The 12,140-nt window shown below is 52.1% G+C and carries 12 protein-coding genes and 1 riboswitch; of the genes, 2 read left to right on the plus strand and 10 right to left on the minus strand.

Annotated elements, in window-relative coordinates; translation table 11 throughout:
• Window positions 1-26: 26 nt before the first annotated feature.
• The 3 genes from ACE99V_RS13900 to ACE99V_RS13910 all read right to left on the minus strand — a co-directional run bounded on the left by ACE99V_RS13900 (window position 27) and on the right by ACE99V_RS13910 (window position 3,101).
• A complete protein-coding gene (locus ACE99V_RS13900; RefSeq protein WP_400491702.1) occupies window positions 27-1,205 on the minus strand; it encodes an aminotransferase class I/II-fold pyridoxal phosphate-dependent enzyme in 1,179 nt (392 codons plus the stop codon).
• Window positions 1,202-2,365 (minus strand): aminotransferase class I/II-fold pyridoxal phosphate-dependent enzyme, encoded by a 1,164-nt coding sequence (locus ACE99V_RS13905; RefSeq protein WP_400491703.1) that lies wholly within the window; start codon window positions 2,363-2,365, stop codon window positions 1,202-1,204. The genes ACE99V_RS13900 and ACE99V_RS13905 overlap by 4 nt, the downstream gene beginning before the upstream one ends.
• A gap of 92 nt (window positions 2,366-2,457) precedes the next feature.
• Window positions 2,458-2,574: riboswitch (SAM riboswitch) on the minus strand.
• Window positions 2,575-2,645: 71 nt separating this feature from the next.
• A complete protein-coding gene (locus ACE99V_RS13910) occupies window positions 2,646-3,101 on the minus strand; it encodes a pyridoxamine 5'-phosphate oxidase family protein (RefSeq protein ID WP_400491704.1) in 456 nt (151 codons plus the stop codon).
• Between the two features lie 155 nt (window positions 3,102-3,256).
• Between ACE99V_RS13910 and ACE99V_RS13915 the strand changes: the two genes are divergently transcribed.
• A complete protein-coding gene (locus ACE99V_RS13915) occupies window positions 3,257-3,598 on the plus strand; it encodes a DUF5665 domain-containing protein (protein ID WP_400491705.1) in 342 nt (113 codons plus the stop codon).
• Here the strand turns inward: ACE99V_RS13915 and ACE99V_RS13920 are convergent.
• From ACE99V_RS13920 to ACE99V_RS13940, 5 genes are all read right to left on the minus strand, one after another.
• Entirely contained in the window at window positions 3,595-5,007 is a 1,413-nt protein-coding gene (locus ACE99V_RS13920) for a hypothetical protein (RefSeq protein ID WP_400491706.1), read from the minus strand. The two genes, ACE99V_RS13915 and ACE99V_RS13920, sit on opposite strands and share 4 nt — an antisense overlap.
• Before the next feature lie 122 nt (window positions 5,008-5,129).
• Complete coding sequence (locus ACE99V_RS13925; RefSeq protein ID WP_400491707.1) at window positions 5,130-6,050, minus strand: branched-chain amino acid transaminase; 921 nt, start codon at window positions 6,048-6,050, stop codon at window positions 5,130-5,132.
• A 284-nt stretch (window positions 6,051-6,334) separates the two neighbouring features.
• The gene (locus ACE99V_RS13930) at window positions 6,335-6,607 is read right to left on the minus strand and encodes a hypothetical protein (protein ID WP_400491708.1); all 273 of its coding nucleotides are present in this window, start codon (window positions 6,605-6,607) and stop codon (window positions 6,335-6,337) included.
• Window positions 6,608-6,619: 12 nt separating this feature from the next.
• Entirely contained in the window at window positions 6,620-6,946 is a 327-nt protein-coding gene (locus tag ACE99V_RS13935) for a YlaH-like family protein (RefSeq protein WP_400491709.1), read from the minus strand.
• A 19-nt stretch (window positions 6,947-6,965) separates the two neighbouring features.
• Window positions 6,966-7,817 carry a deoxyribonuclease IV gene (locus ACE99V_RS13940; RefSeq protein WP_400491710.1) on the minus strand — a complete coding sequence of 284 codons (852 nt, stop codon included), beginning with the start codon at window positions 7,815-7,817 and terminating at the stop codon, window positions 6,966-6,968.
• A 124-nt stretch (window positions 7,818-7,941) separates the two neighbouring features.
• On the opposite strand from ACE99V_RS13940, the gene ACE99V_RS13945 reads away from it, so the two are divergent.
• Complete coding sequence (locus ACE99V_RS13945; protein WP_400491711.1) at window positions 7,942-8,421, plus strand: glutathione peroxidase; 480 nt, start codon at window positions 7,942-7,944, stop codon at window positions 8,419-8,421.
• A 175-nt stretch (window positions 8,422-8,596) separates the two neighbouring features.
• Here ACE99V_RS13945 and ACE99V_RS13950 read toward each other — a convergent pair whose 3' ends face one another.
• Together ACE99V_RS13950 and typA are read right to left on the minus strand one after the other, a co-directional pair.
• Window positions 8,597-9,847: a branched-chain amino acid ABC transporter substrate-binding protein gene (locus tag ACE99V_RS13950; RefSeq protein ID WP_400491712.1), complete on the minus strand. Its 1,251-nt coding sequence runs from the start codon at window positions 9,845-9,847 to the stop codon at window positions 8,597-8,599.
• Between the two features lie 340 nt (window positions 9,848-10,187).
• Window positions 10,188-12,029, minus strand: coding sequence for a translational GTPase TypA (typA, locus tag ACE99V_RS13955; protein WP_400491713.1), 1,842 nt, complete (start codon window positions 12,027-12,029; stop codon window positions 10,188-10,190).
• Between the last annotated feature and the right edge of the window lie 111 nt (window positions 12,030-12,140).

A 12,140-nucleotide genomic window follows, 5' to 3' on the forward strand; every position in this document is an offset into this window, starting at 1 on the left:
CAGCTTTTATCGAAGCACGGCATTCCCTAGCGTCCCGCATAGGTGAATGCCTTTTCGGTTTGGGGAGGCAGGCCGTCCAAAGCCTGCTCCAGGTCGCGGATCAGATCATCGGTTTCTTCCAGGCCAACGGACAGGCGAATGAGACCGTCGGTTATGCCTCTCTTCAGACGCTCCTCAGCCGGCATTGAGGCATGGGACATCATGGCCGGATAGGAAAGGATGGTTTCCACAGCTCCCAAGCTGACGGCTACGATCGGAAGCGTTACGCGGTCAAACAGCGCTTTGGCCCGCTCCCGGCTGCCTACGTCGAACGAGAGAACGGCACCGTGACCGCTTGCCTGTTGACTCTGCAGCTGATGGCCTTCGTGGTTAGAGAGACCGGTGTAGTACACCTTTTGGACAGCAGGATGCGCTTGCAGCCAGCCAGCCAGTTTTTCCGCACTTTTGCTGCTGACGTCAAGACGTGCCTTGAGCGTTTTCAAACCCCGCATCACCAGCCAGGAATCCTGTACACCCAGTATGGAACCCATGCCGTTTTGAATCAGGTACAATTCATTTCCCAGACATTCATCGCTGGTTACCGCCAGGCCTGCGACGACATCGCTGTGCCCTCCGATGAATTTGGTCGCACTGTGAATCACGATGTCTGCCCCCAGTTCCAGGGGACGTTGGTAGTATGGGGTCATAAACGTGTTGTCGACAATCGTCAAGAGACCGTGCTTTTTCGCCAGGGAGCAGATCGCGGCAATATCCGTCACCTTCAGCGTCGGATTGGAAGGCGTCTCCAAATAGATTCCTTTTGTATTTGCCCGAATCGCTGACGCTACCAGCTCAGGGCTGGTAGTATCGACGAAACTGACTTCCATACCCAATCGGGACAGTACCCGGGTCAAAAACCGGTACGTTCCTCCGTAGACGTCCTCCGCCACGACCAGATGATCGCCGGCGGAAAAGAGCATGAACACGCTGGAGATCGCTGCCATCCCCGACGCAAACGCAAACCCTCGGGTCCCTCCCTCCAGCACAGCGATTGCCTCTTCCAACGCCTGCCTGGTGGGATTTCCGGAACGGGCATAGTCGAAAACGCCCGGCCGGTCAAGATCCGGCTGATGATAGGTGGATGCCAGATAAAGGGGCACGGAGGACGCACCCGTCACCCTGTCAAAGCACGCAGTCCCGTGAAGCAGTTTTGTGGCAAAGTTCATCGCTGATTCCCTCCCGCTTGCAAACTGACATCCAAGGCTTGAGACAAGTCGGCAATCAGATCGTCGGGGTGTTCAATCCCGACGGACAGCCGCAGCAACCGGTCGCATACGCCAACTTTCTCACGTATGTCCCGAGGGATGTCGGCGTGCGTTTGGGTGGCCGGATACGTACACAGCGACTCTACGCCTCCCAGACTCTCGGCAAAGGAAACGATACGCAGGCGGGAAAGGAACGGAGCTACCTGCGCCGCGTCCCGCACCCGGAACGAAAGCATGCCGCCGAACCCGTTCGACTGGCTCTTCTGCACCTCGTGGTCCGGGTGGTCGTCAAGACCGGGATAAAAGACTTCTGCCACCGCCGGATGTTCACGTAGACATCGTGCGAGCGCGAATGCATTGGATTGATGCCGTTCCATGCGCAGCGCGAGCGTTTTCATTCCGCGCAGGAGAAGCCACGAGTCCTGCGGCCCCAGAACCGCTCCGATGGAATTGTGCAAAAATCTGACTTTTTCAGATAACTCGGCGCCTTTTGTCACGATCAGACCGGCCAGAACGTCATTGTGCCCGCCCAAATATTTCGTGGCGCTGTGAAACACGAGGTCAGCCCCCAGCTCCAATGGTCTCTGGAAATACGGAGAGAGGAATGTATTGTCGACAAGGGTCAGGATTCCGTGCCGCTTGGCCAGTTGGCATACCCTGGCGATGTCAGTAACCTGCATCAGGGGATTGGTAGGCGTCTCGACCAGCAAAGCTTTCGTCTCGGGCTGAATCGCTTTTTCCACCTGCTCCAGATCACGCAGGTCCACGTAGGAAAACGACAGACCGTAGCGGGAGAGCACCTGCTCAAACAAGCGGTATGTACCTCCATAGAGATCAAGCGAAACGACGAAATGATCGCCTTGGGAGAACAACCCCATCAGGGTATGGATCGCCGCCATTCCCGATGCGAAGGCAAAACCGGCGTCTCCTCCCTCCGCATCCGCTATGGCCTGCTCCAGTACCGTGCGCGTCGGATTGGCTGTCCGGGAATAATCAAAACCCGTACTTTCTCCCAATGCCGGATGGCGGTACGCGGTTGCATGATACACGGGGAAACTGACCGCTCCCGTTTGAGAATCCTTTCCTACTCCTGCCTGCACCAATTTTGTCTCCAAATGCATGGCTTTCCCTCCACATCTTTATTGAGGGCAAATAAAAAAGCCCTCTTTCTCTTAAAAAGAAGGCTTTGTTTACGGGTACCGTAAGCAACTCCTTCTCATCTTTCAGAGCGTTCGCTCTGCAGGAATTAGCACCATTATCTCCCTATGAATCATAGGAGATCGGTTGCCGGGCATCATCGGGCCAGTCCCTCCGCCTCTCTGGATAAGAAAGTTATTGCTATTCAATTGAATTGAACTTATCGTACCCAATCGTCTGAATATTGTCAACCGGTTTTTCTTTTCAAGCTTTGCGAAGCGCGGTCATCACCTGATTATCGAGTTTGGCCGCGGCTTTCTTGTCATACGTCTTTTCATACTGCGGCTCTACGGAGATGCGGGAACCGTAAAACATCACATCGCGCACGGCCTCGATGGAGATCTCCACCATCGCAAGCTTTAACGGCACCTCTTCCATCCGCTCGACTTTTACCGCGGCCCTGCCGTTGATGGCGTAAGAAGAGCCCGCTCCGATCAGGTGCAATACCACCTGCGGTTCTTTTGCAATATTGGTGAGGATGCGCGAACGATTGTCGACAGCAAAACGAATGGTTTGTTGAGAAGGCGCATAGACCCATGATAGAGAGCTGATCGAAGGCGCACCTGTTTCATGATCAATGGTCCCCAATGTGACGAAACGCTCCTGCTGCAGCAGCGCAAACAGGTCTTCCGACAGCGATTGAGCAACGGTTTCGGCCATTCCGATTCCTCCTTGGAAAAGATATGTACGTCTATTGTACCTGTGCCACTCGCCCAAGGCAAACCATACCGTTCAGGCTCCGCTTGCTTCCCTTCCCTTTTTTTCCTAAACTGGTAGAAACCAAAACAAGTCCGATGTGAAAGGAGGCGATGTTTATGTCGCAGTCCCCTACCGACCGAATTCTGGCCAAAGTGGATCAACTGCTGGAGGAACTGCAGGAAGTGCGCAAATTAAACGAGCGCATGGATAAGATCGCCCTGTTTCTGGAAGACATCCGTCTTGCCGATGTCATTCAAAATTACACAGCCCCGCGCAAGCTGCTCTGGACCAATTTCCTCGCAGGCTTGGCACGGGGGCTGGGGTTAACCATCGGAACGGCCATTGTGTTAGGTCTGCTCGGGTATATCCTGAAGCAGTTTCTATCCGTTCCGATCATCGGCGATTACATCGGCCAACTGGTTGATTACGTCAATGCCTACCGGAATAGCAGGTATTAATCGTCGTTGTCATCTTTGCCATTGCGGTCACGGTCATCGTCATCGTCGCGGTAGTCATCGTCATCATCGCGGTCGTCATCGTCGTCATCGCGATCATCGTCGTCATCGCGATCAGACCATTTTTTGTGTCCGTACGCGTGCCCTTTACCCTTGTGCTTTTCTTTCTTCTCTTTCTCTTCTTTCTTTTCTTTTGGTTTTTCCGGCAGCTCGTTGACCGGCGTTCCGTGCGGAATGTCTGCCTTCGCTACCAGCTTGCCATCCACGTATAGCTCCAGGTGAACTGCTTTTGCGCTGTAGGAGCGGTTTTTGTAGCTGATGTTGATTTCAAACTCCTCTTTGTCGTTCAGCTTCACTTCGTGCTTTTTGCCGTCCGGTGCCACTACATAGAGCTTGGCCTTTTTCACGTCATCAAGCTTCTCCACTTTCCCTTTCACTTGAACAAGCTTGTATTTTGCATGAATCGTGGCCGTACCTGTGATTTTGAAGGTTTGCGGCTCAGTCGTTGCTGGCGGTGCGTTGACAGTCAGCACCTCAACGGTTTCGGAGTCGATTTTTTTGCCGTCCTTATACGCTTCCACAAGAACGTCCTGTTTTTTCTCGGAAATGTTCTTGAAGGTTGCCTTAAAGGTACCGACGCCCTGCCACAATTTTTTCACGTCCACTTTTTTCTTCTCGCCGTTGTACGTAACGAACACTTCGTCAGCTTCCAGGCTAACGATGCCGTTTACCTTCACTTCTTTTTTCTTCAGGTCGTTTGTCGCGAGGGTATGCACGATCACGTCCTTTTCCACAACGGTATCCGTGTTGATTTGGACTTCCTTCGTTTCCACCACCTTGTCTCCTACATACGCTTTCAGGGAAGCATACTGCGGAGTCTCGCTAACCACAGCAGCAAAGCTCACCGCAAAGGTGTCGTCGGCATTCGGCACGACTTCAATGATGTCACCGTTCGGCTTCGTCACCACCACCTTGGTAACGTCGTCCGTCACTTCCCCTTTGATGTAGGTGGTTTTGTCCACCGTTTCCGGCTTTACGCTGATGAAACCTTCGCTGGTCTCATCAAACCGCACTTCCAGGTAGATGTCCTCGTAATGTTCATTGTAGATTTTGTTCCATTCTGCCTCACGCTGCTCGATAAACGTGGACATTTTCGCGTCCAGGTTAATTTCTTCCACGACGATGTAGAGGTGTTCCGCCTGCGTTTTCAACAGCATGTTCAGCGTGGCGGGATCTTTTTCCGCCAGTGTCTTCAGATGGTAGCGGGTTACCTGCTTTCCTTCTTCGTTCATCACGACTTTGGCGCTGCTGGCATCAAAAGAGCTTGCATTCGCCCAGAGCGGGGTAACCGCACCTGCGATGGCTGCCGCGGCTACGATAGCCAATACAGGTTTCGACATGTATTTTTTCATAACGAACTCCCCTTTCCAATGCTTTCCTTACTTACATGAGCACCATTACTGACGAAGGGTGTCGCAGAAAGGTTGCAAATGAGGAGAAAAATATTTCAGTAGTCAAAAAAAAGAGGCATCAATCATGCCTCTGTCTTGTATACGGGCGTGAGCCAATGGCGATAGGCCGGGTTGTTTCCGCGGACTGCGTCGAAATAGAGCTTTTGCAGCGTCAGCGTTTTGTCTCCAGGGCGGCCGCTGCCGACCGGTCTGTGATCGACTTTTGTTACTGGTGCCACCTGCACGCCGGTTCCGCACATGAACAGCTCATCCGCAACGTACAGTTCGGTTCGGTCGATCGAGCGCACTTCTATTTTCATTCCCGCATCCTGCGCAAGCTCAAGCAGGGTTGTACGGGTGATCCCTTCCAAAATAGCGTCGGAAACCGGGGAAGTAATCAGCTTGTCCCCACGGACCATGAACAGGTTGGAGGCGGTTCCTTCCGCAACATGACCGTCAGGCGTCAGCATGATCCCGTCGTCAAATCCGCTCTCCAAGAGATCATCGACGGCTAACGCTGCATTGATGTAGCTGCCCGTCGCTTTCGCCCGAGTAGGGATGGCGTTGTCATCCAGACGGCGCCACGGCGAAATGCCCACATGCAGACCCTTGTTTACGTCCAGGTAGTCACCCAGCGGAACGGTAAAGATACTGCAAGCATCCCGGATGCCGCTCAGCTTGACCTTTACCACCGGATCAGCCTTGTACGCCAGAGGACGGATATAGACGTCCTCGCGGTATTCACTCCGTTGTAATATTTCCACGGTTGTCTCCATCAGCTGCTCAACCGTCTCCGGAATCCGGATCTTCAGGATGCGACAGGATTGCAGCATGCGGACGTAGTGCTCCGGTCCCTTCAATACGTACAGTTCTTCATGGGTGGAGTTCCAGTAGGCCCGAATCCCTTCAAATACGCCTGTGCCGTAGTTAAATGCATGAGTGGCAATACTTACGTTTGCATCCTGAAGGGGCACGATTTTTCCTTCAAAATAAGCATAAGACACCTGATTCAGCCCTCCCTGTCCCACTATTCAAAAATGATTAACAATATCCTACCACTTTTTCAGGTTTACTGTAAAATAAAAAAACGACCCTCAACCAAGAAAACCCACCCGGCATTCGCTATCCTCGACCCACTCGGCGTTAGCTATCGCTGTGCCGAGTGGGGTCCCCTTCTTCGCCGGGCGGGGCCCCGAACACTTTTCTAGCGGCTGTATGGGATGTCCAAATTTATAAATTCTTATACACGAACAAAATGAAACCCGCCTGCGTACGGGCGGGTTCATGCTCATTGATTGTACCTAGGTTCACTTTGAATGGCATTTAGCAGTGATTCCACTGCCTCGGCATCATACCTCCGGCTTGTTTGCGTACCGCCTGTGACACATTGAAGCCAATACGCGTCCCCTTCTTTTTTGTACTGAAGATCAGACACCTGATGATCTTCGCTCAGGATGTCCTGAAAGAAGGCAGCCGTATCCAAAGCCGACCGGTCATGAGGGCGGGCGTCGGCCACAATCCGGATTTGCAACCAGTTGTACAAAGCGTCGTCCAGTTTCATAACAGCACCCTCTCACTTTCTTCCGCTCTGCTCCGGCTTTACGCGCAGCTTGACCACAACGAGAATGACAATGGCGACGATCAAGGCGCTTTTGACTGGCAGCTGTACGTCCAAAATGGCAAAAATAAGGGCTCCGGCAAACAAAACCACATACAGCAGCACCATTTTCAATATCGGCATGCGGATTCTCGTGGCAAAACCCAGGTAATAAACTGCAATCAACTCAACAAAAATAAGGTAGGCACGGTATTGATCCGCCCACAGGCGAAAGCTGTCATAGGCCGTTAGCGCAGCAGGATCTGCAGGCGTATAGGTGGAGGCAAGTTCAAACCATTCCATGCGTTTCTCTTCCCTCCCCCTACTGTTCGACGACAAGTCCGGCGTTACGCAGCTGGTGCAGATACACCATTTCTTCCGCGTATTCCTGTTCGTCGTCTACCGGTGTTTCCAACACGACCGGCAGGTGCTGGAATTTTTCGTGAATGAGGAATTTGGCCAGCGCTTCGCTGCCGATTTCCCCCTTGCCGATTTTTTCATGACGGTCTTTCTGGCTCGCAAACGGTGCCTTGCTGTCATTAAAGTGGATGGCAACCAGGTGCTTCAGATAGCCCGTACGCTCCATTTCTTCCACGAGTTGATCAAATGACTCCAGGTTCCACTGACCTGCTGCGAACGAGTGGCAGGTGTCAAAACAGAATCCGATTTTTTCCGGGTATTTGGTGGCCCCTCGAATCTCCATCAGGGAGGGGATGGTCAATCCAAGTTCGGAGCCCTGTCCTGCCGTATTTTCCAGCAAGAGCTTCACCGGTCCGTTGTACTGTTCGAGGATCAGGTCAAGTGTTTCCACCATCCGCTTCGTGCCGTACTCTTCCCCCTCGCCCACGTGTTTTCCGCAGTGCACAACCGCTCCTACGGCACCGTACGCTTCGGCGATGTGCAGATCCTCCAGAATGGAGCGGATCGTCACCTCCTGCAAATCCTCCTTGGGCGTAGAGAGATTGGTGATGTACGGTGTATGGCAAACCAGGACAAGCCCGTGTTCCTTAAGGAGCGCCACACCTTTTGCAGCATCCTTGTGGTCTACTTTTTTCGGGCGCAGACCTCTCGGGTTTTTCGTGAACACTTGCAGAGACTCCGCTCCCAGTTCAATCGCGCGCAGGACGGCTTGCTCCAGTCCTTTGCCGACGCTGATATGACATCCTATTTTCAAAACGGGTTCACTCCTGACGAATGATAAAGTGCATCCATTTAACTTTAACAGGTGCTCGTTGGCCTGTCAAAACCGTCCAAGCATGATATAGTAGAAGGAAAATCCATACAAATAGGTGATAAACATGAATCTGTACGATATTTCCGTGCGAACGATTACAGGCGAGAGCAAGACCATGTCCGACTATAAAGGAAAAGTGCTGCTCATCGTCAACACTGCCAGCAAATGCGGTCTGACTCCTCAGTACAAGGGACTGCAGTCGCTGTATGAGCGCTATCGCGAGCAGGGTTTGGAAGTGCTGGGCTTCCCGTGCAACCAGTTCGCCAGTCAGGAACCTGGCACAAATGAGGAAATTGCCCGCTTCTGTGACCTTACCTATGGGGTAACGTTCCCCCTGTTTGCCAAGATCGACGTAAACGGCCCGAACACCCACCCGCTCTACCAGCATCTGAAAGCCCAAGCGCCTGAAAATCAGAATCAGGACATCGAATGGAACTTCGCCAAATTCCTGGTCGACCGCAGCGGCAACGTGGTAAAACGTTACGCTCCCGACACCCAGCCACAAGACCTGGCCAAAGACATCGAGCGTTATTTGAACGAATGAAAGGTTGCCGCACGTAAGAAAACCCACCCGGCATTAGCTAACGCTTCGCCGGGCGGGGCCCCGAACACTTTTCTAGCGGCTGTATGGGATGTCCAAATTTATAAATTCTTATACACAAAAAAAGCCGACGGATTGAAACAAAGTCCATCGGCCATTTTTTTGCTAACGTGCCTGTTTATTCGGCTTTGCCAACAAAGACAGATTTGTCTTTACCTTGTTCATATTTGTAGATAAATACATCAGCGTACAGGTTGTCACCTTTCTCGTCAAACGTAACTTTGGTGAATTGTCCCTGGAAATCTTTCGTCTTATGGACGGCTTCCAAAACCTGTTCGCGGGTTGGCTTCTTGCCGCCGTTTGCTTTAATCGCTTCCAGAACGCCGTTCAAAAGAACGTTCATCGCATCATAACCGTAAACGGAGAACGCCTCCAAAGGTTTATTGGTTTTTGCTTTGTATTCCTCAGCCCATTTTTTACCCTCTTCGGTTTGGGTAACGTCTCCAGCTACGGAAGTAAAGATCACTCCGTCAACGGCAGGACCGGCTATCTTGATCATATCCGAGTTGTCAAATCCGTCTCCACCCATAAAGTATCCCTTATATCCTTTTTCGCGGGCTTGTTTGATCAGGATACCGCCTTCCGGGTACATACCGCCGAAGAAAATCAAGTCTGGATTTTTCGAGATGATCTGGTTAAGTACAGCCGTATAATCCTTCTCACCCGCAGTTATCCCTTCAAATCCCAACACTTCTACGCCATCTTTTTCAAACTGTTTCTTTACTTGGTCTGCCAAACCTTGACCGTATGCGGTTTTGTCATGGATGACATACACTTTTTTGGCGCCTAGTGCATTTTTCGCGTACATCGCTGCTTTCGGACCCTGTGAGTCATCCCGCGCACAAATCCGGTGTACGGTCTTTTTCCCTTCTTCCGTCAGCTTTACGCCTGTGTTGGCCGGCGATACCATAACCACATTGGCTTCTTCATATTTTACTGAGGCCGGAATGGCGACGCCCGTATTCAAGTGACCGACTACGCCAAGTACATCAGGATTGGAGATAATCATCTCCGCGTTGGAAACCCCGATTTTCGGGTCTGCTTGGTCATCCTGAGGGAACAGTTGAAGATCAAACCCCCATTTTTTAAATTCTTCTTTTTTTAGATTCAATGCATATTCGGCACCGCTTTTGATGGAGTCTCCCTGTGCGGACTGACTGCCGGATAGAGGGCTTTGCGTGGCAATCAAGATTTTCTCTCCAGCCCCACCGCCTGAAGATCCCGATTGGGAAGCGGGAGCGGAACCGCCGCTATTTACGCTTCCGGATGTGTTTCCTCCGGTCGAATTGGTAGAAGTAGCACAACCCGCAAGTGCAAAGCTTGCTACCAACGCCGCTGACAAAAAACTGAGCTGAGTACGTTTCTTCATACTGATTTGAATCCCCCTTTTCTTTTTTAAGGCCATTTATGCCAAACATGGCTAAGTTCAATATTATTGTAAAATAAATCATAAAATTTACAAGAAAAAAAATATTTTTTATATAAAGTCAACGATTACATAAAAAAACCACCCGGCATTAGCTATCCTCGACCCACTCGGCGTTAGCTACCGCTGTGCCGAGTGGGGTCCCCTTCTTCGCCGGGCGGGGCCCCGATCACTTTTCTATCGGCTGTATGGGTTGTCCAAATTTATAAATTCTTATACACAAAAAATAGTCCCCTTCCTTTTGAAAAAAGAAGGGGACTTTTCATGATGGATCCTCGAAAGATTAGACCTGCGGCTGCGCTTCCCAGCGTTTTTGCTTTTCGTAGCGCTCCCGGTCAGATTTGTTGAGGTATTTCTTGCGCAGGCGAACCGATTGCGGAGTAACCTCGCAAAGTTCGTCGTCGTTCAGGTATTCCAGCGCCTCTTCCAGTGTCAGAATGCGCGGCGTCTTCATTTTTACCGTCTCTTCCTTGGTCGCGGAACGGACGTTGGTCGCGTGTTTCTCCTTGCAGACGTTGACGGTCAGATCGTTGTCGCGGTTGTGCTCACCGACGATCATGCCCTCGTATACTTCCGTACCCGGATGGATGAACATGACGCCGCGATCCTCCACGGACATCAGGCCGTAGGTAGTAGCCGTCCCTGTATCGTTGGAGATCAATACACCGGCATGACGTCCGCCTACCTGTCCAGGAACGTACGGGCGATAGCTGTCAAACGAGTGGTTCATGATGCCGTAACCGCGGGTAATGGTCAGGAATTCGGTCCGGTAGCCGATCAGTCCGCGGGACGGAATAATAAATTCCAGGCGAACTTGCCCGAATCCGTTGTTGATCATGTTCACCATTTCCGCTTTTCGTGTACCCAGGGTCTCCATCACGGAACCGGTGTATTCCTCCGGCACATCGATGATCAGACGCTCTGCCGGCTCCATTTTTTGACCGTCGATCTCACGGATGATCACTTCCGGTTTGGAAACGGCCAGCTCAAAGCCTTCCCGGCGCATGTTTTCCACAAGAATGGACAGGTGAAGTTCGCCCCGTCCGGACACGATGAACGCATCGGGTGAATCGGTTTCGTCAACACGCAGCGACACGTCCGTCTCCAGCTCAGCCATCAGACGGTCACGCAGTTTGCGGGAGGTCACGTGTTTGCCTTCGCGGCCGGCAAACGGGCTGTTGTTGACGAGAAACGTCATTTGCAGCGTCGGCTCGTCGATTTTCAACAACGGCAGCGGATCCGGATGGTCGATGTGGCAAACCGTCTCCCCGACGTTGATGTCTTCCAATCCTGCGATGGCAACGATATCTCCGGCGCGGGCCGTTTTCTGCTCCACGCGCTGCAAGCCAGAAAAGCCAAACAGCTTCTGTACGCGCATGCGCTTCACGGAGCCGTCGCGCTTCACGAGGGATACCATATCGTTTACGTTGATGGTTCCCCGGTAGATACGGCCAATTCCGATTCGGCCGAGGAAGTCGTTGTAGTCCAGCATGGTTACCTGCATTTGGAGGGGAGCTTCTTCATCCGCTTCCGGTGCCGGGATGTGCTGTACGATCGTGTCAAACAGCGGTCTCAAGTCGCCTTCCAGTTTGTCTGGTTCCATACCGGCGATCCCTTGCAGACCGGATGCGTATACGATCGGGAACTCCAGCTGATCTTCCGTCGCGTCCAGATCAATGAACAGGTCGTACACTTCATTGATCACTTCCTGCGGACGGGCGTTTTCCCGGTCTACCTTGTTCACCACGACGATCGGCGTTACTTTTGCTTCCAGGGCTTTGCGCAGTACGAAACGGGTCTGCGGCATGCAGCCCTCAAACGCGTCCACAATCAGCAGAACGCCGTCCACCATGCTCATGATGCGCTCCACTTCTCCTCCAAAGTCGGCGTGGCCAGGCGTATCCAGAATGTTGATGGTGTACTCGTTGTATTTAACAGATGTTGTTTTTGCCAGAATCGTAATTCCGCGTTCGCGCTCCAGGTCGTTGGAGTCCATCATCCGGTCCTCCACTTGCTGGTTGCTGCGGAACGTACCTGATTGAATCAACAATTTGTCAACCAATGTTGTTTTCCCGTGGTCGACGTGGGCGATAATGGCAATGTTGCGTATATCAAGGCGTTTCATAACTTCCTCCTTCATCGTGGCGATACTGCGTCGAGTCAACATCTTGCGAAGCCACACCCAGGTCCCCGCAGGGGGCTTCATCGTGGCGATACTGCGTCGAGTCAACATCCT

The sequence above is a fragment of the Brevibacillus soli genome (genome assembly GCF_044759095.2).
In the GTDB taxonomy this organism is placed as follows: domain Bacteria; phylum Bacillota; class Bacilli; order Brevibacillales; family Brevibacillaceae; genus JBIYSM02.